Origin of the sequence: Pseudomonas fungipugnans, from assembly GCF_029955235.1 — a bacterium.
GTDB lineage: Bacteria > Pseudomonadota > Gammaproteobacteria > Pseudomonadales > Pseudomonadaceae > Aquipseudomonas > Aquipseudomonas fungipugnans.
Map to the genome: position 1 here is coordinate 842,607 of NZ_JARBWL010000002.1, position 23,217 is coordinate 865,823.

Here is a 23,217-nt window from a genome sequence, read left to right on the forward strand (position 1 = left end):
AGCATAATTGCGGTACTTGTCCACAACCGTGATGCCGCCCTGGGAGAACGCCTTGCCGAGCGTATCCACATTGACCACCGCCGATCCGGCGCTGCTGGTGCAACTGTCCGACAGCCATCTGTTTGCCGAAGCAGACGGCACGTTGCTGGGCATGAATACTCGCGACAGCCTGCAAAAAGTCATTGAGCTGGTGAAACGCCAGCAGCCGCGGATCGATCTGATCGTGGCCAGTGGTGATCTGTCTCAGGATGGCACGCTGGAGTCTTATCAGCAGTTTCGTGAGATGACCGGGCAGCTCGATGCGCCGACCCGGTGGATTCCCGGCAATCATGACGAGCCGCGGATCATGGCCGAGGCGGCGGTGCAGAGTGCGTTGCTGGAGCCGGTGGTGGATGTCGGCAATTGGCGGGTCACTTTGCTGGATTCAGCGGTGCCGGGTTCGGTGCCGGGGTTCTTGCAGGATGAGCAGTTGCAGTTGTTGGCGCGTTCCTTGAGTGAGGCGCCGGAGCGGCATCATCTGGTGTGTTTTCATCATCATCCGGTGACGATGGGGTGTGTGTGGATGGAGCCCATCGGGTTGCGTAATCCTGAGGCGTTGTTTGCGGTGCTGGATCGGTTTCCTCAGGTGCGTGCGGTGTTGTGGGGGCATGTGCATCAAGCGTTTGATCGGGTGCGTAATGGGGTGCGGTTGATTGCTTCGCCTTCGACCTGTATTCAGTTTGAGCCGGGGAGTGAGGATTTCAGGGTAGGGGAGCAGGCGCCGGGGTATCGGTGGTTGCGGCTTTTGCCTGATGGGGGGTTGGAGACGGATGTTGAGCGGGTGACCGGTTTTGATTTCCAGGTGGATTACGGGGCTGGCGGTTATTGACTTGGCGGCCTTTGGGCCGACCATGCTCTTCCAGGTGTGCACCGTTCAAAATGTGGGAGCTGGCTTGCCTGCGAAGACGGCCTGACAGCCGACCAATCACATCCCTGATGTACTCCACTCAAAACTGTGGGAGCGAGCTTGCTCGCGATGGCGGCCTGCCAGCCAACCAATCTCCCCCAGATGCACCCCGCTCAAAACTGTGGGAGCTGGCTTGCCTGCGAAGACGACCCCCCAGCCGACCAATCACTCCCTGCTGCACCCGTATCAAAATTGTGGGAGCGAGCTTGCTCGCGAAGGCGGCCTGCCAGCCAACCAATCTCCCCCTGCTGCACCCGTATCAAAATTGTGGGAGCGAGCTTGCTCGCGATGGCGACCTGACAGCCGACCAACCCTACCCGGATATACTCGATGCAACTATGGAAGCGAACCTGCTCGCGAAGGTGTCAGCCTAAACAGTCTCAATCCCAAGGCTATCCCCCGATCCCCCCGTCTCCCTGTAAACTGCGCCTCTTTACCCGACGCCCAGGGAGTTCAAATGTCCGGTTCGATCCTTTATATCCACGGTTTCAACAGTGCGCCGGCCTCAAAAAAAGCCACGCAGTTGATTCAGGTGATGGAGCGTCTGGGCTTGAGCGAGCAATTGGCTGTTCCGGCCCTGCATCACCACCCCCGCGAGGCCATCGGTCAGCTGAAGCAGGCGATTGAGGCGCTGGGGCGGCCGCTGCTGGTCGGCAGCTCACTCGGCGGCTACTATGCCACTCACCTGGCCGAGCGCCTTGGCTTGAAAGCCCTGTTGATCAACCCGGCCGTCAGTCCGCACCGGATGTTCGACGGGTATCTGGGAACCCAGAAAAACCTGTATACCGATGAGACCTGGGAATTGACCCACGACCATGTGACGGCTCTGGCCGAGCTGGAAGTGCCGGCGCCCCGGGATCCGCAGCGTTATCAGGTGTGGTTGCAGACCGGCGACGAAACGTTGGACTATCGCCACGCCCAGCAGTATTACCGGGCCTGTGCCTTGCGCATCCAGGCCGGCGGCGACCATGGTTTTCAAGGCTTTGCCGAACAATTGCCGGCAATGCTGAGTTTTGCCGGCATCGGCGCAGATTTGTATCAGGCGATTGACTTCACTGCATTGTGAGCCTCGCCCCCTATTTTCATGAACGACTGACGACGAGACCCCATGGCCACTCCCAGCGCTAGCTCTTATAACGCAGACGCCATCGAAGTCCTCTCGGGCCTCGACCCGGTGCGTAAACGCCCCGGCATGTACACCGACACCAGTCGGCCGAACCACCTTGCCCAGGAAGTCATCGACAACAGCGTCGATGAAGCACTGGCCGGGCACGCGAGTTCGGTGCAGGTCATCCTGCACGCCGACCACTCGCTGGAAGTCAGCGATGACGGGCGCGGCATGCCGGTGGACATTCACCCCGAAGAAGGCGTGTCGGGCGTTGAACTGATCCTCACCAAGCTCCACGCGGGCGGCAAGTTTTCCAACAAGAACTACCAGTTCTCCGGCGGTCTGCACGGGGTGGGTATTTCCGTGGTCAACGCCTTGTCCACCGAAGTGCGGGTACGCGTGAAGCGTGACGGCAACGAATACCAGATGACGTTCGCCGACGGTTACAAAAAAACCGAGCTGGAAGTGGTCGGCACCGTCGGCAAGCGCAACACCGGCACCAGCGTGTTCTTCGCCCCGGACCCGAAATACTTCGATTCGCCGAAATTCTCCATCAGCCGCCTCAAACACGTGCTCAAGGCCAAGGCCGTGCTGTGTCCGGGGCTGCTGGTCAGTTTTGAAGACAAGGCCACCGGCGAGAAAGTCGAATGGCATTACGAAGACGGCCTGCGCTCGTATCTGGTAGACGCCGTCAGCGAATTCGAACGCCTGCCGGACGAGCCGTTCTGCGGCAGCCTGGCCGGTAACAAGGAAGCGGTCGACTGGGCGCTGTTGTGGTTGCCGGAAGGCGGCGACAGCGTCCAGGAAAGTTATGTCAACCTGATCCCGACGGCGCAGGGTGGCACTCACGTCAACGGTCTGCGCCAAGGTTTGCTCGATGCCATGCGCGAGTTCTGCGAGTTCCGCAGCCTGTTGCCGCGCGGTGTGAAGCTGGCGCCGGAAGACGTCTGGGAGCGTATTGCTTTCGTGCTGTCGATGAAAATGCAGGAGCCGCAATTCTCCGGCCAGACCAAGGAGCGTCTGTCATCCCGTGAAGCGGCGGCGTTTGTTTCGGGTGTGGTCAAGGACGCGTTCAGCCTGTGGCTCAACGCCAATCCGGAAACCGGCATGCTGCTGGCGGAGCTGGCGATCAACAACGCCGGCCGTCGCCTCAAGGCCAGCAAGAAGGTCGAGCGCAAGCGCATCACCGCAGGGCCGGCACTGCCGGGCAAGCTCGCAGACTGTGCCGGGCAGGACCCGATGCGTTCCGAGCTGTTTCTGGTGGAAGGTGATTCCGCTGGCGGTTCGGCCAAGCAGGCGCGGGATAAAGAATTCCAGGCGATCCTGCCGTTGCGCGGCAAGATTCTGAACACCTGGGAAGTCGATGGCAGCGAAGTGCTGGCCAGCCAGGAAGTGCACAACATTGCCGTGGCCATCGGGGTTGATCCGGGTTCGGCGGACATCGCCCAACTGCGTTACGGCAAGATCTGCATCCTCGCCGACGCCGACTCCGACGGTCTGCACATCGCTACCTTGCTGTGCGCATTGTTCGTCCAGCATTTCCGCCCGCTGGTGGATGCCGGTCACGTCTACGTTGCCATGCCGCCGCTGTACCGCATCGACCTGGGCAAAGAGATCTACTACGCCCTCGACGAAGCCGAGCGCGATGGCATTCTCGACCGACTGGTAGCCGAGAAGAAACGCGGCAAACCGCAGGTCACCCGATTCAAAGGCCTGGGTGAAATGAACCCGCCGCAGTTGCGCGAGACCACCATGGACCCCAACACGCGCCGTCTGGTGCAGTTGACCCTGGAAGACTTCGAAGCGACCTCGGAGATGATGGACATGCTGCTGGCGAAGAAACGCGCCGGTGATCGCAAGTCCTGGCTGGAATCCAAAGGCAACCTGGCCGAGGTTCTGGGCTGATGCGTCTGCGCTTTGCTCTGGCATGTGCGCTGCTGCTGACGTCGGTGATGGCCTCTGCCGAACCGGTGCCGGAGTTGCGTCTGCTGGCCGAGCATCCTGTTGAAGGGATGCGTGGCGGCAACCTGTCGGGGCTGGCGCAGTGTGGCAAGGATCTGTGGACGGTGTCGGACCGGGACGATGATCAAATCTATCGTCTCGACACCACCGACCCGCTCTGGAAAGCCGAAACCGTGCGCATCGACGTACCGCCCGTGCCCGACAGCGGCTTGCCCTGGGGCTTGAGTTCGCGGACCTGGGCGGCCTCGTTCGTACGTGGCGGTGATCTGGATTTCGAGGGCATTACCTGTGACGCCGCAGGCAATCGCTATATCGTCAGCGAAGCCCATGCCGCCGTGCTGCAAGTCCCGCCGCAGGGGCCTGCGGCGTGGCTGAAAATTTCGCCAATGCTGGTGCGTGAAGCGCGCGCCAGCGGCATGTTACTGCACTTCAATGCGTTGTTCGAAGGCCTGGCAATCAACCCGGCTGGCGACACGCTGTGGCTGGCCGCCGAGCGCGAGCGCCGTGGTCTGCTGCTGATCAAGCGCAAGCAAACCGTCTGGGATTGCGACGGTGGCTGTGTGCTGCTGAGCGAAGCCGGAAAGGAGATGCAGCCGGCTCAGTTTCCCAAGGCAAAAGCGGTATCCCGGGATTTTGCCGACCTGTCCTTGTTCAACGGCAAGTTGTTTACCCTTGAGCGCAACGCGTTTCAGGTCTGTCGTCGTGATGCGGTGACGGCCAAGGTCGAGCGCTGCTGGTCATTTGCCGACGAAGCGTTGCAGGAACATCGACGTTATCCACAGGCCTATGGCTTGACGGAAGCGCTGGTGGTGGACGCCGATGGCGCCTGGATTGGCATCGACAACAACGACGGCGCCCGTGCCGATGGCGAAAAACGCCCGATTGTCTGGCGCTTCGCCGCGCCTGAAGGTGGCTGGAGCGCCAAGCCGTGAGCCAGCAACCGCCGGGCAAGCGCGCCGGTCGGGTGTTGATGATACTGGCCTGGTGCGCGGGGCTGTTTCTGCTAACGCGATTTTTTGGCCAGTGGGAACAGCGTCAGGAAAACCCCAATGCGGTGGTGACGTCGCAGCAGGGTGCAGGTTTTGTCGAAGTGAAACTGCTCGGCAACGCCCAGGGACATTTTGTCGCCAGTGGCCAGATCAACGGCCAGCCGGTGGATTTCATGCTCGATACCGGGGCCACGGATGTGTCGATCCCGGCGGGCCTTGCGCAACGATTGAAGCTTGAAGAGGGCTTCGGTGTGACCCTGAGCACGGCCAATGGCCTGAGCCAGGGCTACCGGACCCGTATCAACAGCCTGCAACTGGGCGACATCGTCTTGCACGATGTCCGGGCGCTGGTCGCCCCCGGCCTGGAAGGCAATCAGGTGCTGCTCGGCATGAGCGCCCTGAACAAACTTGAATTTACCCAGCGCGGTGGCACCATGCTGCTGCGCCAGACAACGAACCAATGAGGCCCGCATGAGCGACTCCCTTGATCTCAGCCTGGACGGTGTAGAGCGCCGGTCACTGGCTGACTTCACCGAAAATGCCTACCTCAACTACTCCATGTACGTGATCATGGACCGTGCCCTGCCGCATATCGGCGACGGCCTGAAACCGGTACAGCGGCGCATCATCTATGCGATGAGCGAGTTGGGGCTGGACGCCGATTCCAAGCACAAGAAATCGGCGCGTACCGTCGGTGACGTACTCGGTAAATTCCACCCGCATGGCGATTCGGCCTGCTATGAAGCCATGGTGCTGATGGCCCAGCCGTTCAGCTACCGCTACACGCTGGTGGACGGCCAGGGCAACTGGGGGGCGCCGGATGATCCCAAGTCCTTTGCCGCCATGCGTTACACCGAAGCGCGGCTGTCGCGTTATTCCGAAGTGCTGCTCAGCGAGTTGGGGCAGGGCACGGCGAACTGGGGCCCGAACTTCGACGGCACCCTCGACGAGCCGCTGGTGCTGCCGGCACGTTTGCCGAACATCCTGCTCAATGGCACCACTGGCATCGCCGTGGGCATGGCCACTGACGTTCCGCCGCACAACCTGCGCGAAGTCGCCACGGCCTGTGTGCGCTTGCTCGATGAGCCCAAAGCCACAGTCGAACAGCTCTGTGAACACATTCAGGGCCCGGATTACCCGACCGAAGCGGAAATCATCACGCCGCGTGCCGACCTGCTGAAAATCTACGAAACCGGTCGTGGTTCGGTGCGCATGCGTGCCGTGTATCACGTCGAAGACGGCGACATCATCGTCACCGCGCTGCCGCATCAGGTGTCCGGCGCCAAGGTGCTGGAACAGATCGCCGCGATGATGCAGGCCAAGCCGTCCAAGGCCCCGCAGATTGCTGACCTGCGTGACGAATCCGACCACGAAAACCCGTGTCGGATCGTGATCATTCCGGGTGTGCGGAAAAACTTCGACCACGACGCGCTGATGCAGCACCTGTTCGCCAGCACCGAGCTGGAGTCGAGCTACCGGGTCAACATCAACATCATCGGCCTGGACGGCAAGCCGCAGCTGAAAAATCTGCGAGCGCTGCTGGTCGAGTGGCTGGAATTCCGGGTGCAGACCGTGCGTCGTCGTCTGCAATTCCGTCTGGACAAGGTCGAGCGTCGCCTGCACCTGTTGGACGGTTTGTTGATTGCCTACCTCAACCTGGATGAAGTGATTCACATCATTCGTACCGAGGAACACCCGAAGGCCAGCCTGATCGCGCGTTTCGCCCTGAGCGAAATCCAGGCCGACTACATCCTCGACACCCGCCTGCGTCAGTTGGCGCGACTGGAAGAGATGAAGCTGCGTGCCGAGCAGGATGAACTGCTCAAGGAACAAGCCAAGCTGCAAGCCCTGCTGGGCAGCGAAGCCAAGCTGAAAAAGCTGGTGCGCACCGAGATTATCAAGGACGCCGAAACCTATGGCGACGACCGCCGTTCGCCCATCGTCGAACGTGCCGAAGCCAAGGCCCTGACCGAGCACGACCTGCTGCCGAACGAGAAAGTGACGGTCGTGTTGTCGGAAAAAGGCTGGGTGCGTTCCGCCAAGGGCCACGAAATCGACGCCACCGGGCTTTCCTATAAAGCCGGCGACGGCTTCAAGGCGTTGGCTGCCGGGCGCTCCAACCAGTTTGCGGTGTTTATCGACTCCACCGGACGCAGCTATTCGGTGGCCGCGCACACGCTGCCATCGGCTCGTGGCCAGGGCGAACCGCTGACCGGTCGCCTGACGCCGCCGCCAGGGGCAAGTTTCGAATGCGTGTTGATGCCTGAAGACGATTCGCTGTACGTGATCGCGTCCGACGCCGGTTACGGATTTGTGGTCAAGGGCGAGGACTTCCAGGCCAAGAACAAGGCCGGCAAGGCCCTGCTGAGCCTGCCGAACAACTCGAAAGTCATCCTGCCGCGTCCGGTCTCCGATCGCGAGAACAACTGGCTGGCCTCGGTGACCACCGAAGGTCGGCTGCTGATCTTCAAAATCAGCGATCTGCCACAATTAGGGAAGGGCAAAGGCAACAAGATCATCGGGATTTCCGGTGAACGCGTGGCCAGTCGTGAAGAATATGTGACGGACATCGCCGTTCTGCCGGACGGTGCAACGCTGGTGTTGCAGGCTGGAAAACGTACCTTGTCACTGAAAGCCGACGACCTCGAACACTACAAAGGTGAGCGTGGACGCCGTGGCAACAAGTTGCCAAGGGGCTTCCAGAGGGTCGATGCGCTGCTCGTCGAAAATCTCAATTAATCTGAATTAGGCGTTCTAGAGACGTTGATCTGCGATTTAACGCGTAGATCGACGCTTTGACGCTGGAGTCGGAACGCATATTCACGGATGATATGGCCTTTCAAGCGCCGGCGTGGCCGAGCGTTCTTCATATTTTTTGAGTATTTTTCATAGTGGTCAGCCTTGTGGCGGCCACCTGGATGGGACGATGACTGCTCTGCGCCTTCCTTTTATTCTGATGCTCGCCGGCGTTCTTGGCCTGGCGGGTTGCAGCGTTCACCAGCCGGTGTCGCTGTATCAACTGGACAGCGGAAGTCCGGTTCAGCCTGCGCAAAGCGCGGGCATGGCCGTTTTGCTGGGCCCGGTAACGATTGCCGACTACCTGCAACGTGAAACCCTGTTGCAGCGCCAGCCCGATGGCAGCCTGCAAGCCTCGACCGACGGTCGTTGGGCTGGCAGCCTGTCGTCCGACATCGACCAACTGTTGCTGCGTCAGGTTGCCGGTCATCTGGACAGCCAACGTGTAGTCCTGGCACCGGCCACGCTGGGCTTTGCCCCGGATGTGCAGGTGCTGTTGACCATCACTCGACTGGATTCGGGCGAGACGCAACCGGCGATCCTCGATGCGCAATGGCGTTTGATCGACCGTCGTGGCCAGGTCCGCGATAACCGTATTGTGCATTTGCAGGAGCCGCACGCCGGCGGTACCGCCGCTCAGGTCCAGGCTCAGGGTGTGTTGCTGCAGCGTCTGGCCGGGCAACTGTCGGACGCGCTGAAGCCGTTGGCCAACCAGCCACCGGTTGCTGAAGTGCCGCGCAAACCGGCTCCAAAGCCAGCAGCACCGGCAGCCGAGCAGGACAAGCAGCCGAAGATCCCGATGGCTTCGCCGATTCGCACCGATATGGAAGTGTTCAGGTTCTAAGGCCTGGATGGATTCAAAGCAAAGCCCGCCGAGATGCGGGCTTTGTTGTTTCTGGCGATTGGATCTGTGGTGCCTGTCCTGGCCTCATCGCGAGCAAGCTCGCTCCCACAGTGGATCTTCAGGGACCTGCCTTCTGCATGCGCCGGCGATCCTTGGTGCCTGTCCTGGCCTCATCGCGAGCGGGCTCGCTCCCACAGTGGATCTTCAGGGACCTGCCTTCTGCATGCGCCGGCGATCTGTGGTGCCTGTCCTGGCCTCATCGCGAGCAAGCTCGCTCCCACAGTGGATCTTCAGGGACCTGCCTTCTGCATGCGCCGGCGATCTGTGGTGCCTGTCCTGGCCTCATCGCGAGCAAGCTCGCTCCCACAGTGGATCTTCAGGGAGCTGCCTTCTGCATGCGCCGACGATCCTTGGTGCCTGTCCTGGCCTCATCGCGAGCGGGCTCGCTCCCACAGTGGATCTTCAGGGACCTGCCTTCTGCATGCGCCGGCGATCCTTGGTGCCTGTCCTGGCCTCATCGCGAGCAAGCTCGCTCCCACAGTGGATCTTCAGGGAGCTGCCTTCTGCATGCGCCGGCGATCTGTGGTGCCTGTCCTGGCCTCATCGCGAGCAAGCTCGCTCCCACAGTGGATCTTCAGGGAGCTGCCTTCTGCATGCGCCGGCGATCCTTGGTGCCTGTCCTGGCCTCATCACGAGCAAGCTCGCTCCCACAGTGGATCTTCAGGGACCTGCCTTCTGCATGCGCCGGCGATCTGTGGTGCCTGTCCTGGCCTCATCGCGAGCAAGCTTGCTCCCACAGTGGATCTTCAGGGAGCTGCCTTCTGCATGCGCCGGCGATCTGTGGTGCCTGTCCTGGCCTCATCGCGAGCGGGCTCGCTCCCACAGTGGATCTTCAGGGAGCTGCCTTCTGCATGCGCCGCAGAGCAAATGTGGGAGCGAGCTTGCTCGCGATGAGGCCGGAACAGACAACAAAAAGCCCGCAGACAATCACGTGTCTGCGGGCTTTTTTACAGCAGGCTAACCGTTACGCCCGACGCTCATGCATCCGCGCCAGTTGCCGTTCCAGCATCGATGGATAAGGCTCCATCAACCGCTCGACGCAGCAAGCGCCCTCAGGGCTGGCAATCGGCCGGATCCGTGCGCGCTGACGGATCAGCGCGTCATCGCCGATCTTGCGCTCCACCAGCAGCAGGTTGCGGCTGTGTTGCGACAGGGCCAAGGCGTCCTGGGCTGACTCGGTCAGCAGCAGGTCGATCTGGCTCAGGCCGAACAACTCGTCGCCCAGGGTCAGGCCCAGCTGCAATTGCAGGGTGATGCCGCTGTCGGCAACTTCGATCTGCAACTGATGCCCCAATGCCCGCAACAGCTCACCGCAGCAGATGGCGTTGGTCAGGTAGTCGTCGCCGCTGTCTTCGGTGTGGAACAGCATCAGTGTGCTGCCATCGTTCAGGGTGTGCAGCTCGCTCTGGTACAGCGAAGCGGCCTGATCGAGGCAGTCGCGGTAGCGTTTGAGCAGTTCTTCCAGTCGTGTGCGAGGCAAGCGGCGCAGTTGATCCTGAGCGCCCAGCTGCACCGCCAGAACGGCGCTGTGCTGCGGCACGCTAGGGGTCGGCGTCTTGGCGACGGGGGCCGGCGCACTGCTGGCCGACTCGTCACGCAAATCGGCGAACGGGTCTTCGTCGTCCTCGTCTTCGACGGTGCTGACCACCTGCCGTGGCGCCGGTTTGAGAGCAGCGACAGGGCGGCTTTCATCGAAGCTCGGGTCGCGCAGGTTGCGCACTTCGAAGCTCGGCTCGTTGTCGTCGGCGTCATCGTAGTCGCTGTCGTCGAATTCCGGCTCAGGCACCGGCTCGGGTTCGACCCGCTCCGGGGCGAAATTGGCGTGCAGCTGGCGGGCCAGGTCGCCGATCTCGTCCTGACGCTCGGTGGCCGGGGTGTATTCGTCGATGTTGCGCAGCCACACGCGCAATTGCAGCAGCGGCGTGGAGATGTGCCGGCCCAGGCGCAGGCTCAAGGCCAGGGACAGGGCCAGCAGGATCGCACTCAGGATGCCCATGCTTTGCAGGCTGATGGTCATCGGCTGCTGGAACTGGTCCATGTCCAGGCTGATGCGCAGTTGGCCGGCGGTCACGTCCTGGAAGGTGATCTTGCTCTCGTACATGCCTTCGGCTTCGCCCAGCAGGCTGTGCTTGGGCCGCTGACCGGCTTCGGCGAGGATGCGGTTATCCACGCTGTAGATGGCGGCGTGGGCCACCAGCTTGTTCTTGGTCAGGTTGTTGAGCAGCACGTTGAGGCTGAGGATGTCGTTGGACACCAGCAGCTCGGTGGCCGAGGTCGCTGTCTGCGTGGTCAGGCTTTCGCCCAGCGCATCTGCCTGCTCGTGCATGGCCTGCTTGAACTGCAAACCCATTACACAGGCGTAGATCACCAGGGCCAAAGCGACCAGGATCACGTTATGGCTGGCAATGCGCAATGCAATCGGTACACGGCGATGGCGCAGTGCCCGGAAGATCAGCAGAAAGAAGTTATCGGTTTTTACTGGCGTGGGCCGGTTCACTTGAGCTCGGCTCTTTTGTCCGTGAAGTTGACGCGCAGTATAGCGACAGGCCCCAGACCGGCAAAGCGCTGACGGTGCCCGATGGTCACTGAAAGTGGGTAGAATGCGGTTTTTTTCCACCTGCGGGGGTGCGCCTTGCGCGAAATCGTCCTGATAAACATCACGGGAGTCGACCGTCCGGGTCTGACTGCGGCCATTACCGGCGTTCTGGCCCAAGGTGGTGTGAACATTCTCGACATCGGTCAGGCGGTGATCCACGACACCCTGTCGTTCGGCATCCTGGTTGAAATTCCCGACACCGAGCAAGGCAAGTCGGTGCTCAAGGACATTCTGTTCACCGCCTACAAGCTGGATCAGCAGGTGCGTTTCACGCCGGTGTCCGAAGCGGATTACCAGCAGTGGGTGGGCAATCAGGGCAAAAAGCGCCACATCGTCACCCTGTTGACCCGCAAAGTGACTGCCGAACAATTGCAGGCTGTGAGCGCGATCACCGCCAAATATGGCCTGAACATCGACCATATCGATCGTCTTTCCGGGCGCATGCCGCTGGACACGCCGGCTGACAAGGGCAAGGGCTGCATCGAGTTTTCCGTGCGTGGCGAAGCGGCGGACCCGCAGGCGTTGCGTGCCGAATTCCTCAATGTGGCGCAGGAGCTGAACGTCGATATCGCGTTCCAGGAAGACTCGCTGTTCCGTCGCAACCGGCGTCTGGCGGTGTTTGACATGGACTCGACGCTGATCGAAGCCGAAGTCATCGACGAACTGGCCAAGGCCGCTGGCGTCGGCGACCAGGTGTCGGAAATCACTGAACGGGCCATGGCCGGTGAACTGGATTTTCGTGCCAGCTTCAAGGAGCGCCTGGCCTTGCTGCAAGGGCTGGACGTCAGCGTGCTGGACTCCATTGGCGCCTCGCTGCGCTTGACCGAAGGCGCCGAAACCCTGTTCGCCGAACTCAAGCGCCTGGGCTACAAGACGGCGATCCTGTCGGGCGGCTTCACCTACTTTGCCAAGCAGTTGCAGGCCAAGCTGGGCATCGACTACGTGTTTGCCAACGAACTGGAAGTGGTCGACGGTAAAGTCACAGGCGTCGCCATCGAGCCGATTGTCGATGCGCAACGCAAGGCCGATCTGCTGCGTGAACTGGCGCACAAGGAAGGGCTGCGTCTGGAGCAGACCATTGCCGTCGGCGACGGTGCGAATGACCTGCCGATGCTGGCGATTGCAGGTCTGGGCGTGGCGTTCCGCGCCAAGCCGCTGGTCAGGCAGTCGGCGAAGCAGGCGATTTCGACGCTGGGGCTAGATGGTGTGCTTTATCTGTTGGGCTTCAGGGATCGTGATGGGCAGCTCTGAATCTTGTATTGACTGACAGGGCCTCTTCGCGAGCAAGCCCGCCCCACATTTTCTCTGGCGCCCACAAAACATGTGTTCGCTGAAGATCTATTGTGGGAGCGAGCTTGCTCGCGGCGGCAGCACCGCAAAACGCCTGTCTGACACTCAAAGCGACTGCCACAAAGAATCAAACTCCTGCTCAACACCGCCAACAGCGGTGTTGCCGTTTTTGCTCGCCTCCAGCGAACGATAAGCAAACTGATTGAAACTGTTGGTACTCGACACCCGCCGATCCAGCCCGGCGCGGCGTTCCTGGCCGTTGGTGTTGATCAGCACTTTATTGCCTTCCTGAAAGGGCAGGCGTGGGGCGAGCAGGGTGGCGGGCAGGTCGATGGCGCTGATTTCCGGCAGCAACAAACCCCGCAAATAGTGGCTGTGAGCATCCGATGAGCGCACCAGTTGCAGCCCACAAGGCTCGGCATAAGGGGCGACCTGTTCGATGCCCATTTGTGTGCCGCCGCCGCGAACCTGGCGGATCCAGCGCACCACGGCGATGCTCCAGCCCTGACCGGCAGAATCTTCGACGCCAACCATTTCACCCGCTTGCAGTTCGGCGGGCACCTCGCCGGACCAGGCCAGGCAATAACCGCCTGGACTGTGGTTGATTACCGGCAATGCGTAGGTGGGAAAGTGCCGGTTGGCATCGGCCACCTCATGGCCGTCGTCGCTTTGCAACTGCGGGTATTCGATTTCTTCGTAGGGCAGCAGTTCGTTGGCGTTGCCATTGGGCGCGGCATCGAAAGCCTGACCCCAGCGATCCTGTTCACCCGCGGTCGGAGCCGTCGCCGTAAACCGCGCCTGCCGGGCGGCGGGGTTTTTCAGGATGTCGCTGAACGAGCGCTGCCCACCCAGATAAAAATGCAACGCACTCATGCCCACGCACAGGGTCAAGGTGCCTTGGCCAGCGGTGCGCTGAAAACTGCGCTCGGCGGCTTGACCCCAGGCGGCGTGCAGGTGTTGCAAAGTGTCCACGCTCAAGCCCGCCGGGACCGACAGAGGTGATGAGTCGTCGTTCGGCTGCTGCAGATGCGCTTCGATGGCTACCACCAGCGGTTGCAGGTCGAGTCCCAGCAAGCTCGCCTGTTGCTCGGCGCGGAATTTGGAGCGGTAGCGGGGGCCAATGTCGAGGTCGGTGGCAACGGCAAACAGTTCATCGCCCGGCGTGCCGGGTTTCAATGTGATCCATTGACTCCAGGGTTCCAGCACTTCGGCCAGCCGGGCAATCTGGTTCTGGCGCAATTGATTGCTGCGCGAGGCGCCTAGCAGCAGGGCCGCCACATAGGTCTGCTCAATGCTCAGCTCGTGGATCTGGCTGGCCAGATCATCGCGTATCTTCAGGTGTTCAAGCCGATGTTCGCAGCCAATGCGGTACAGCTGATGCAGTTCCAGCCACAACCCCTCTGGCACAGGACTATAGAGCTGGGTGGCGCGGAACAACGGGCCGTTCAGGCAATGGATTGCCCGTTGCAGGGCCTGGGTCAGCAGGGGCGCGCGGTGATTGCTGAAACGCGGGACGATACGCAGGACGATCTGTTTGTAGCCGACGGCCAGTTGGCTTTGCAGCGCCTGACAGAGATTGGCGATCTTGCGCGAGCGCTCATCAAGGACAATCGCCTGATGCAGGAAATGCCGCTCCAGGTGCTTGCAGACGTAATACACCTCGGGCCGCAGCAATTCGAGCAGGTGCATGCGATTGTCGCTGGGAGTCAGCAACTGGTTGAGTTCGCCCAGACCTTGATACAACTGACGGGCTGTTTCGCCGATATTGGCTTTGGGCAGGTTGGCGATCCAGCGTTTGAGGTCGCGCGGGGTGGCTTCACAGAATGACAGGCGCAACTGTGTGGGGATTGGAGCGCTGAGTGACGGCAGGATGATGGTCTCGGTCATACCGAAAACCATAGCAGGTATCGCAACCTGCGCGGGGTGCAGGCATCACATAACTTGTGGCGAGCGAGCTTGCTCGCGCTGGGCCGCGTGGCGGCCCCAAAATGCTGACGACAACAGTCGATTTTGTGAGTGCTGCGCACTCAAGCGGGAGCAAGCTCCCTCGCCACAGGAAGGGTGTTCAGACTTGAATCAGGCGTTCGGCAAGCCCAGGCCTTGGCCCATCTGCACCGGAGTACCGGCACCCAGCTCTTCAGCCCACTTCACCTGATTCGGCCCGAACAGCACGACAGCGGTCGAACCCAACTTGAAGCGACCCAGCTCCGCACCTTTTTCCAGATGGATCGGCGCACGGGCGGCTTCGTCGTAGCGGAACGTTTTCAGCTCGCGTTTAGGCGGTGTGACCAGCCCGGCCCACACGGTTTCAATCGATGCCACGATCATCGCGCCCACCAGCACCACGGCCATCGGCCCGCGCTCGGTGTCGAAAATGCATGCCACGCGCTCGTTGCGGGCGAACAGCTCCGGGACGTTTTCAGCGGTGGTCTGATTGACCGAGAAAATCCGGCCCGGGATGTAGACCATCTCGCGCAGGGTGCCGGCCAGCGGCATGTGCACGCGGTGGTAGTCCTTCGGCGACAGATAAATAGTGGCGAAATCCCCACCCATGAACGGCGCCGCGTTGGCGGCATCACCGCCCAGCAATTCCAGCACGCTGAAGCTGTGGCCCTTGGCCTGGAATACGCGACCGTGCTCGATCGGGCCGAGCTGGCTGACTGCGCCGTCGGCCGGGCTGAGGATCGCGCCCGGTGTTTCGTCCAGCGGGCGAGCGCCGTCCTTCAGTGCACGGGTGAAGAACGCGTTGAAGTGCTCGTAGGCGGTCAGGTCTTCGACCAGCGCCTGGGACATGTCCACCTGATAACGCTTGGCGAACCAGGCGGTAAAGGCGTTCTTGAACCAGCGCACGCGGCATTCGGCGATGCAGCCGGCCAGGCGCGACAGCAGGTGATGGGGCAGCAGGTATTGGCTGAGGATAAACAAACGCTTATTCATTGACTGTCCTTGAAAAACTTAAATCTCTACGGGGGTGTCGGGATGGTTGCCCCATTCGCCCCAGGAGCCAGCGTAGCCTTTGACTCGCGGATAACCGAGAGCCTTGGCCACCAGATAGGTGAAGCCAGAACGGTGGTGAGTCTGGCAGTGGGTAATCACTTCTTTGTCTTTGCTGATGCCGAGTTGTTCGAGGATCTGCGGCATGTCCGAGCGGATGCGCAAGTTGCGCGCCTGATCCATGCCGGCAGTCCATTCGAAGTTCACCGCGCCGGGGATATGGCCGGCCTTGGCCGCCAGCACTTTCTCACCGGAGTACTCCAGCGGGCCACGGGCATCCCAGATCGCCAGGTCAGCAGCGCCGAGACGGCTTTGCAGGTATTCGCGGGTAGCCGTCGGTTCGTCGTGCAGGGTCAGTGAAACCGGGCCGCCGACCGGGGCCGGAATCTGGATCGACATCGGCAAGCCTTCTGCCAGCCAGGCCGTGAGCCCGCCGTCGACATAGTGGTAGTTGCGATGGCCGATGACGTCCAGCAGCCAGATGAAACGCCCGGCCCAACCGCCGCCTTCGTCGTCATAGACGACATAGACTGCGTCGCGATGGTGTCCCAGCTCACCGAACAGTGCTTCGAGTGACGCTTGTGGCGGCATCAGTCCCGGCGCCGGAGGCTGACCCAACTGAGTGCGTTTGGGGTCGACAAAGCGCGCGCCGGGGATATGGCCCTCGGTGTAGCGGGCGTGGCTGGTCAGGTCCACCAGAATCAGTTCGCGGGCGTCGAGCCGAGGGAGCAAGTCGCTCGGTTCGATCACGAGCGGCAAGCCAGAGAAGTCAGACATTTGAGGTCTCCAGAGCACAAAGGGGGAGATTGTAACGCAGCATCATTGGCCGCGTTGGCTAAAGCTGCGCAGCGCTTTCTCGATACACTGTGCGGTTTTGCCGAAGGCTTGCACGGTGATTTCCGAGAACGGCCCGCCGCCCTGATCGGCCACGACCACCATTATTACCCGGCCATTGTTGACCAGTGAGCGCAGCAGCAGATGCTCGCCACGAAACTGCGAACGCAGGCTGGCGGGCAGCAGTGCGGAGAATTGGGCGTTGTTGGTCGGGGTCAGGCGAACCTGGGCCTGCTGTGCGAGCAAGCGTTGCAATACCGGACTTTGGCTGACCACAAAACTCAGGCCGGCTACCTCTTTGGGCAGCCCTGCCGTTTGATGCACTCGCAGGTTGGCGTGCGTGCGGTCGGCCATCAGGATCATCACCCGCTGCATGCCGCAGGCGACCAGTGCATCGCGTGCCGAATTGGTCAGGTGCATGGCGTTGGTGAAGCGACTCGGCTCCTCCAGCAATTCGGCACATTGCTTGCGCCACTGGGACAGGTCTTCGGTGGTCGGCGCCGGTGCGGGCAGCAGGCCAGCATGAACACGGTTCTGGCCCCATGGCCACAACAATGAGATTGCCGGGTGCCAGAGGTCCGGCATGGCGTGCTGGCGGGCGCTGTTGGCGGCCTGTTGGTGCAATTGCTGCTGCACCTCGTCCATCGGCATTTGCAGGTACAGGCTGGTCAGGTACTGCCAGCGCTGACTGTGCGGGCAATCCCAGGCCTGTTGCGCCGACAACGCCAGGCCGTTGGCCAGTAGCACGGTATTGGCCGGCTGATTGAGCCAGTTGCGCAGGGTCGGATCGTCATCCAGGCGGTTTTGCTGGCGCAGTGGGTGTTCGCTATCGCGGGCAATGCGCAGGACTTTCACCAGTTCGCGTTGCTCGGTGAGCAGCAGCCGATAACCCTGCTGCACCCAGATTGGCAGGCGCCAGATATCCACCAGCGTCTGGCAGATTTGCAGCAGGCGCACACCGAACAATTGCTTTTCCACCGTGTGCGCCGACTCGCCCTTGTGGATCACCCGCAGTTCCCATTCTTCGAGCAACTTGGGGTGAGTCAACGCCAGGGGCCACAGCGGCGAGAGGAACAGCAGGCTGCCCCAGTGAATGTCCTGCCACAGCCGCGCCAGGCGGCTGGCAAAAAAACCGTTGGCCTGTTGCGTCGCGTGCTGGCTGATCAATTGCAGCTGACGCAAGGCAACGGGGATCTGCGCTTGTGGCACTGCAGGCAGGCGGGCGAGCAGTTCTTCGGTGCGTGTGAGCCCGAGCCGATTGATCGCCACTTCCAGGTTTTCTGCCGTCTCGGTCATGCTGCCCTGGGTATGCCGATTGGCTTCGCGGATCACGCTGAGCGCCAGGGCGGGGCTGTCCTGCATCAGATTGGCGATGTCGCGCAGTGAGCTGCGGTTATCGCGAATGGCCCTGCAGACGCGGTCGTGACTTTCCTGCGGAACCGGCAGGCGCACGCCATCGAGAAGCTTGACCCAGCCTTCGAGCGTGGTCGGTTTTGCAGTTGGAACGTTCGTTTCATTAGCCATGGCTGGACGGGATCATCATCGGCTGCAAACACGCCCGGCGCGGGCTAAATTGGCTTTTCGCCTGAACTGGCTATAGTCTGGCGCAGTTTTGCCGATAAGTAGAAGAAGAGATTTTTTAACTTCCGAATATGACCTTGAACCCGACTCAGTAAGTACTCTCCTACCTATGGCTAAAATTATCGGCATCATCGTCGTATTCGCGAGCGTGCTCGGCGGATACGTGCTTTCCCACGGCAAGATTGCCGCCCTGATCCAGCCCTTCGAGGTGATGATCATCGGTGGTGCGGCCCTTGGTGCATTCCTCCAGGCCAACCCCGGCTACATGACGATGCACGTGCTCAAGAAATCCCTGGGCATGTTCAGTTCGCGCTTCACCCACACCTTCTACCTTGAAGTGCTGGGCCTGATCTACGAGATCCTCAACAAGAGCCGCCGCGAAGGCATGATGGCCATCGAAGGCGATATCGAAGACGCCTCCGCGAGCCCGATTTTCGCCAAGTACCCGGCCGTGCTCAAAGACGAACGCATGACCGCGTTCATCTGCGACTACCTGCGCATCATGTCCTCCGGCAACATGGCTCCGCACGAGCTGGAAGGCCTGTTCGACATGGAGCTGTACAGCCTCAAGGAAGACCTCGAACACCCCTCCCATGCAGTGAACGGCATCGCCGACGCCATGCCCGGTTTCGGTATCGTCGCGGCGGTACTGGGTATCGTGGTGACCATGGCATCCCTGGGTGAAGGCGATCAGAAATCCATCGGCCTGCACGTGGGTGCGGCACTGGTCGGTACCTTCTTCGGTATTCTTGCGGCCTACGGTTTCTTCGGCCCGCTGGCTCACTCCCTGGCCCACGACGCCAAGGAAGAACTGAACGTCTACGAAGCCATCAAGGCCTCTTTGGTGGCATCGGCTTCCGGCATGCCGCCTTCGCTGGCGGTGGAGTTCGGGCGCAAGGTTCTGTACCCGGCACACCGTCCTAGCTTCGCTGAGCTGGAACAAGCGGTTCGCGGTCGCTAAGTCATGGAAAATAATCAGCCGATAATCATCAAGCGCGTCAAGCGCATCGCCGGTGGGCATCACGGGGGCGCCTGGAAAATTGCCTTCGCTGACTTCGCCACGGCGATGATGGCGTTCTTCCTGGTGCTGTGGCTGTTGTCCACCGCGACGCCGGAACAGAAGATCGCCATCGCCGGTTACTTCAAGGACCCGGTCGGCTTCTCCGAAAGCGGCACGCCGTACATCATCGACCTGGGCGGCACACCGACCCTGGCGCCGGAAAATACCCTCAACCCCGAGGTGAAATCCCAGCCGCAACCGGACAAGGTGACAGTCGATACCGATCAGGTTGAGGGCATGGCCGAGCAGGTCGAAAAAGAGCGTCTGGAACTGCTGCTGCAAGAACTGCAAAACAAGGTCAACGAGAACCCGCAACTGCAGAAGTTCAAGGACCAGATCCTGTTCGAGATCACCCCGAACGGCTTGCGTATCCAGATCATGGATGCCGAGAACCGGCCGATGTTCGACTCGGGCAGTGCGCGCCTGAAACCGTATTTCGAAGACATCCTGCTGGCCATGGCCGACACCATCAAGGCGGTGCCGAACAAGATCAGCATCAGCGGCCACACCGATGCCAAGCCGTACACCGGCACCGGCGATTTCGGCAACTGGGAATTGTCGGCCAACCGTGCCAACGCCGCCCGTCGTGCTTTGGTGGCAGGCAGCTACCCGGACTCGCAAGTGGCACGCGTCGTCGGTTATGCCTCGTCGGCCCTGTTCGATCGGGAAAACCCGTTCAACCCGGTCAACCGCCGCATCGATATTGTCGTCCTGACCAAGAAGGCCCAGGCAGCCATCGAAGGTTCGCAAGGTTCAGAGCCTGCACCCATACCGGGGCAGGGCGCGCCAGGTGAAGCCCCGGGCACGCCGGCCACACCGGTCGATCCGAATGCCTTGCCTGCGGACAAGCAACCGGTGCCGGCCCATGAGCTGCGCGAGCGTTTGAATCTGTTTGAGGATGCTGCGCCGAAACCGGGCGAACCGGCCAAGCCGGCGGATCCGCCTAAGCAGTGACCCACAACAATCAAGCCGACAGAGATGTCGGCTTTTTTGTGCGGCTTTCATTTTCAGCGTGGGCACGATCCCTGTAGGAGCGAGGCTTGCCCGCGAAGGCGGCTTGGTAGCCAACCTGTCGTTTGCAGATGCGCATCGATCAATTGTGGGAGCGAGCTTGCTCGCGATGGCTTTGTGTCAGGCGACTGAGGTTTTGAGGGTGGTGTACATATCCATTGCTGCGGTAACGGCCGCCTAGGGTTTCGCTCTTACAGCGAGTCACTTTCGAAAAGCGCGAAAGTAACCAAAGCGCTTTTGCCCCTGTCGTTCGGTGCCTCGCCCAGGCTCGGCATGCCCTCGCTCCGGTCCTGCTCCGTGGGCCCGCCGCCATCGGCCATCCATGGCCGGGGGCGGCTAACCCGGCATCCATGCCGGGTTGCCCACTGCGCAGAACCTCCACTCGGCCTCTCGAGGGGGCGAACACCGCAACAGCACCGCGAGGCGGCCTGATAGCCGACCTGATTGTCAGGTGGGTCGCGTTTTCCTGTTGGAAGCGGTTTGCTGGTGAGATTGGTGGTTGTAGGAACGGTCTGAAATTCCGCGCTGGGGTTCTCAGTCGTGCAAGCATCAGCCTATAGTTCTGCCGTCGCTGCCAACGCGGTGAACGATCTTAGCCGGTCGAAATACAGATGCACCTTTCGACAGTCAACGGAGTTTTGATCTATGGCTAAGTACCACCCGCTCCAAGGCAATTTCAGCGTCGGCCCGACGCTGTACATCGACACTGAAGCCCGCGCTTCCGATCTTCTTGAAACCGCCGTCCACCGACTCAAAGCCGCGCGCAATCTGCTCAACAGCGTCACCTGCCTGTGCGTCAAAGACGCCGAAGGTCACGATCTGGAGCATTTCGCCAATGCTGCACATATGTTGATTCAGGATGGGTGTGACGCCTTGGATGCGTTGGGGTGGAAGCTGGAAAAAACCACAAGCTGAAGATCAGAAGGCCACGATCATTGCGTAACTCACGTTCCTTATAGCGATGGTGTCCACCAAAGCAGACACCATCTTTAGACTTAGCGAGTCGGCCGCTATACGCCATGCTTTGCGTGGGCGTACGCCCATGCAAAGCGTCCGCATTTATCAATGCTTGTCCAGATTCTGCGTCCGATTTGACTGGTGAATATCAGGAATTTTACACGCTATCAGGCCGTCTGATATCGTGATGAAATCGTGATACGGAAGAATGAGCATGGTTGATTTTACGAGCGACGAAAACGACTTCCATGAGAGACGCGATTTGATCGAGCTCAAGGTTTACGTAGAGAGCGTGCTTGGTCTAAGGCTTCGTTTAGCACCGTGGGAACACGTCAAAATCCTTCCGTATGCGCTGCGTGATCGATACGAATTTCTCGTCACGGAAATCTTGGGCGCCAAGTGTCTCATCCTCAAGGAGCGACAACAGCGCGAAGTTAGCGTTCCTGATATTGCCAAGCATATGCAGGCAATCAACAACCTTCAGACGCTGAAGAAGTCGCCCGAAATCGCCGACCTCATGATCTTCGTCACAGATACGCTCCCAAGCTATGACCGAAAGCGACTGGTCGAGAAAGGTGTCCAGTTCATCGTGCCAGGAAACCAGCTCTACCTCCCTGCATTTGGAATGGATTTGCGTGAGTACTACAGGCAGCGCCTGGAAAAACCTCAGGTTCTGAGCCCCGCTACCCAGTCCATGCTTATTCAATTCTTGATTAAAGGATGGCAGCGTCGGCTCCTAACCACTCGCTCTACTTTCGAAAAATCCTTTACTTACGCAAAAATGACCGTCACCAGAGCCATCAAAGAACTGGCTGACTTGGACATTATTCAGCCTGGAAAGGAAATGGGTGAAGCCGCAATCTTTTTCCATTTGTCTCCCAAGGAAACTTGGGATATGGCGAAAGACTACATGCGTACGCCGGTCAAAAAAACGCTTTGGTTAAATGCAGTTCCTGAGGCGTTTGACACCCCAATACTGTTGGCAGGGGAGGCGGCCCTCGCCGAAATGAGCCTTCTCGTCAGTCCCAAAGTACCTAGCTTCGCAATGACGACTGCGCAGTTCGATCACATTCGTGAACTCGCTCAGTCCGAGCACCGCAGGAAAATGAGTGCGGCATATGGAGAAGAGTTCGGCGTATGGAGCTCAACTTCAAAGACGGCAAAATCGAAATTTCAAACCACATCACCCTATTACGAGGTGCCGCAAAACCTTGCAGCCTGTGGTATCCAGTTTTGGAGCTATGACCCTCTGCATAGCAACACAGCCACTGGGGCTGTAGACCCATTTTCGCTCTACCTAAGTCTCAAGGATGAGCACGATGACCGGGTTCAAATGTGTTTGGATGAAATGATGGAGAACGTGAAATGGTAGTGGGTATCGACCGGTTTAGAGAGTATTTCAAAGACTACCAAGGCAGCTACGTTCTAATTGGCGGGGTGGCAGCATCCATTACCATGGAACTTCTGGATGAGAAATTTCGAACTACCAAGGATCTGGATGTCGTGCTGGTCGTTGAGGCTCTTAATCTTGAGTTCGTAGGTCAGTTTTGGAAGTTCATCAAGGACGGCGGGTATGCCATTCGCCAAAATGGAGGCACTGAGGGGCGCTCCCCTGTTTTCTATCGCTTCCAGAACCCTGAGGACAAATCTTTTCCAGTTCAGATTGAGCTTTTTTCTCGTGTGCCAGATGGCCTGGAGCACGATGACGCCGCCCGAATGACCAAAGTCCCCGTTGAAGAACAAGCCGCAAGCCTGTCTGCGATCATCCTCGATGATGATTATTACAACTTTCTCTTGGCTGGCGTCGACCACACACGCGAAATCAGTCACATCGGTGCTGACCGGCTCGTTCCGCTCAAGGCCCACGCCTGGCTTAACAAGAAGGCGCAACTCGAGAAGGGCGTGGAAGTGGACAGTCGCGATATCAATAAGCATTTCAAAGATGTGATTTTGCTTTCTGTCGGTCTGACAGAAGGAATGACCGAACTGCCTGAACGAATTGCGCTTGATTTGATGTTATTTCTCAGCCAAGTGTCGGTTGAGCTTGCGTCAAACCCCCAAGGTTACAAAGGGGTGGATAGCGATCGCTTGATAAAGTCCATTCAAGAAGCCTTTAGCCTGAATTAATTCATTGCTCCACATATGCGGGTTCAAGGATCGCTGTGACGTCTTGGGCTGGAGGCTGGAGG

General features: G+C 60.1%; 18 protein-coding genes. 13 read left to right on the forward strand and 5 right to left on the reverse strand.

The genetic code is table 11. The annotated features are described in order from the left end of the window. Positions 1-52: 52 nt before the first annotated feature. The 7 genes from cpdA (at position 53) to POF45_RS18760 (ending at position 8,645) form a co-directional block, all read left to right on the forward strand. Complete coding sequence (gene cpdA / locus POF45_RS18730) at positions 53-868, forward strand: 3',5'-cyclic-AMP phosphodiesterase (protein WP_282316382.1); 816 nt, start codon at positions 53-55, stop codon at positions 866-868. Positions 869-1,403: 535 nt separating this feature from the next. Continuing rightward, the gene (locus tag POF45_RS18735; protein WP_282316383.1) at positions 1,404-2,012 is read left to right on the forward strand and encodes a YqiA/YcfP family alpha/beta fold hydrolase; all 609 of its coding nucleotides are present in this window, start codon (positions 1,404-1,406) and stop codon (positions 2,010-2,012) included. A gap of 42 nt (positions 2,013-2,054) precedes the next feature. After that, positions 2,055-3,959: a DNA topoisomerase IV subunit B gene (gene parE / locus POF45_RS18740; RefSeq protein ID WP_259498722.1), complete on the forward strand. Its 1,905-nt coding sequence runs from the start codon at positions 2,055-2,057 to the stop codon at positions 3,957-3,959. Beyond that, the gene (locus tag POF45_RS18745) at positions 3,959-4,948 is read left to right on the forward strand and encodes an esterase-like activity of phytase family protein (protein ID WP_259498724.1); all 990 of its coding nucleotides are present in this window, start codon (positions 3,959-3,961) and stop codon (positions 4,946-4,948) included. The genes parE and POF45_RS18745 overlap by 1 nt, the downstream gene beginning before the upstream one ends. Next, entirely contained in the window at positions 4,945-5,469 is a 525-nt protein-coding gene (locus POF45_RS18750; protein ID WP_259498726.1) for a retropepsin-like aspartic protease family protein, read from the forward strand. Before POF45_RS18745 ends, POF45_RS18750 begins: the two co-directional genes overlap by 4 nt. Positions 5,470-5,476: 7 nt before the next feature. Then, positions 5,477-7,744, forward strand: a complete 2,268-nt coding sequence (parC, locus tag POF45_RS18755; protein WP_259498727.1) for a DNA topoisomerase IV subunit A — start codon at positions 5,477-5,479, stop codon at positions 7,742-7,744. 187 nt (positions 7,745-7,931) lie between these two features. Further along, on the forward strand, positions 7,932-8,645 hold the full coding sequence (locus POF45_RS18760; protein WP_259498729.1) for a PqiC family protein: 714 nt from the start codon (positions 7,932-7,934) through the stop codon (positions 8,643-8,645). Positions 8,646-9,669: 1,024 nt separating this feature from the next. On the opposite strand, the gene POF45_RS18765 is transcribed toward POF45_RS18760, so the two are convergent. Next, positions 9,670-11,202: an AhpA/YtjB family protein gene (locus tag POF45_RS18765; protein ID WP_259498730.1), complete on the reverse strand. Its 1,533-nt coding sequence runs from the start codon at positions 11,200-11,202 to the stop codon at positions 9,670-9,672. 135 nt (positions 11,203-11,337) lie between these two features. On the opposite strand from POF45_RS18765, the gene serB reads away from it, so the two are divergent. Next, positions 11,338-12,552 carry a phosphoserine phosphatase SerB gene (serB, locus tag POF45_RS18770; RefSeq protein WP_259498732.1) on the forward strand — a complete coding sequence of 405 codons (1,215 nt, stop codon included), beginning with the start codon at positions 11,338-11,340 and terminating at the stop codon, positions 12,550-12,552. Between the two features lie 144 nt (positions 12,553-12,696). Here serB and POF45_RS18775 read toward each other — a convergent pair whose 3' ends face one another. The 4 genes from POF45_RS18775 to POF45_RS18790 all read right to left on the reverse strand — a co-directional run bounded on the left by POF45_RS18775 (position 12,697) and on the right by POF45_RS18790 (position 17,943). Beyond that, positions 12,697-14,478, reverse strand: a complete 1,782-nt coding sequence (locus POF45_RS18775; protein WP_282316384.1) for a cyclic-di-GMP receptor FimW-related protein — start codon at positions 14,476-14,478, stop codon at positions 12,697-12,699. A 189-nt stretch (positions 14,479-14,667) separates the two neighbouring features. Next, complete coding sequence (gene asd / locus POF45_RS18780; protein ID WP_282316385.1) at positions 14,668-15,528, reverse strand: archaetidylserine decarboxylase; 861 nt, start codon at positions 15,526-15,528, stop codon at positions 14,668-14,670. Between the two features lie 18 nt (positions 15,529-15,546). Then, positions 15,547-16,362 (reverse strand): thiosulfate sulfurtransferase, encoded by an 816-nt coding sequence (gene rhdA, locus POF45_RS18785; protein WP_282316386.1) that lies wholly within the window; start codon positions 16,360-16,362, stop codon positions 15,547-15,549. A gap of 42 nt (positions 16,363-16,404) precedes the next feature. Further along, entirely contained in the window at positions 16,405-17,943 is a 1,539-nt protein-coding gene (locus POF45_RS18790; RefSeq protein ID WP_282316388.1) for an HDOD domain-containing protein, read from the reverse strand. A gap of 166 nt (positions 17,944-18,109) precedes the next feature. Between POF45_RS18790 and motA the strand changes: the two genes are divergently transcribed. The 5 genes from motA (at position 18,110) to POF45_RS18815 (ending at position 23,155) form a co-directional block, all read left to right on the forward strand. Beyond that, on the forward strand, positions 18,110-18,961 hold the full coding sequence (gene motA / locus POF45_RS18795; RefSeq protein WP_259498742.1) for a flagellar motor stator protein MotA: 852 nt from the start codon (positions 18,110-18,112) through the stop codon (positions 18,959-18,961). 3 nt (positions 18,962-18,964) lie between these two features. Then, complete coding sequence (motB, locus tag POF45_RS18800) at positions 18,965-20,014, forward strand: flagellar motor protein MotB (RefSeq protein WP_282316389.1); 1,050 nt, start codon at positions 18,965-18,967, stop codon at positions 20,012-20,014. Positions 20,015-20,716: 702 nt separating this feature from the next. After that, entirely contained in the window at positions 20,717-20,986 is a 270-nt protein-coding gene (locus POF45_RS18805; protein ID WP_282316390.1) for a hypothetical protein, read from the forward strand. A gap of 256 nt (positions 20,987-21,242) precedes the next feature. Continuing rightward, a complete protein-coding gene (locus tag POF45_RS18810; protein WP_259498748.1) occupies positions 21,243-22,400 on the forward strand; it encodes a hypothetical protein in 1,158 nt (385 codons plus the stop codon). Beyond that, positions 22,394-23,155 (forward strand): hypothetical protein, encoded by a 762-nt coding sequence (locus tag POF45_RS18815; RefSeq protein WP_282316391.1) that lies wholly within the window; start codon positions 22,394-22,396, stop codon positions 23,153-23,155. The genes POF45_RS18810 and POF45_RS18815 overlap by 7 nt, the downstream gene beginning before the upstream one ends. Positions 23,156-23,217: the final 62 nt, after the last annotated feature.

What these genes read in the sequence shown, in the direction of transcription:
- rhdA (WP_282316386.1), bottom strand. Translation starts at nt 16,362, where the DNA reads ATGTCTGACTTCTCTGGCTTGCCGCTCGTGATCGAACCGAGCGACTTG.
- parE (WP_259498722.1), top strand. Translation starts at nt 2,055, where the DNA reads ATGGCCACTCCCAGCGCTAGCTCTTATAACGCAGACGCCATCGAAGTC.
- motA (WP_259498742.1), top strand. Translation starts at nt 18,110, where the DNA reads ATGGCTAAAATTATCGGCATCATCGTCGTATTCGCGAGCGTGCTCGGC.
- parC (WP_259498727.1), top strand. Translation starts at nt 5,477, where the DNA reads ATGAGCGACTCCCTTGATCTCAGCCTGGACGGTGTAGAGCGCCGGTCA.
- motB (WP_282316389.1), top strand. Translation starts at nt 18,965, where the DNA reads ATGGAAAATAATCAGCCGATAATCATCAAGCGCGTCAAGCGCATCGCC.
- POF45_RS18810 (WP_259498748.1), top strand. Translation starts at nt 21,243, where the DNA reads ATGGTTGATTTTACGAGCGACGAAAACGACTTCCATGAGAGACGCGAT.
- POF45_RS18815 (WP_282316391.1), top strand. Translation starts at nt 22,394, where the DNA reads ATGGTAGTGGGTATCGACCGGTTTAGAGAGTATTTCAAAGACTACCAA.
- POF45_RS18735 (WP_282316383.1), top strand. Translation starts at nt 1,404, where the DNA reads ATGTCCGGTTCGATCCTTTATATCCACGGTTTCAACAGTGCGCCGGCC.
- POF45_RS18775 (WP_282316384.1), bottom strand. Translation starts at nt 14,478, where the DNA reads ATGACCGAGACCATCATCCTGCCGTCACTCAGCGCTCCAATCCCCACA.
- POF45_RS18790 (WP_282316388.1), bottom strand. Translation starts at nt 17,943, where the DNA reads ATGGCTAATGAAACGAACGTTCCAACTGCAAAACCGACCACGCTCGAA.
- asd (WP_282316385.1), bottom strand. Translation starts at nt 15,528, where the DNA reads ATGAATAAGCGTTTGTTTATCCTCAGCCAATACCTGCTGCCCCATCAC.
- POF45_RS18760 (WP_259498729.1), top strand. Translation starts at nt 7,932, where the DNA reads ATGACTGCTCTGCGCCTTCCTTTTATTCTGATGCTCGCCGGCGTTCTT.
- POF45_RS18745 (WP_259498724.1), top strand. Translation starts at nt 3,959, where the DNA reads ATGCGTCTGCGCTTTGCTCTGGCATGTGCGCTGCTGCTGACGTCGGTG.
- POF45_RS18805 (WP_282316390.1), top strand. Translation starts at nt 20,717, where the DNA reads ATGGCTAAGTACCACCCGCTCCAAGGCAATTTCAGCGTCGGCCCGACG.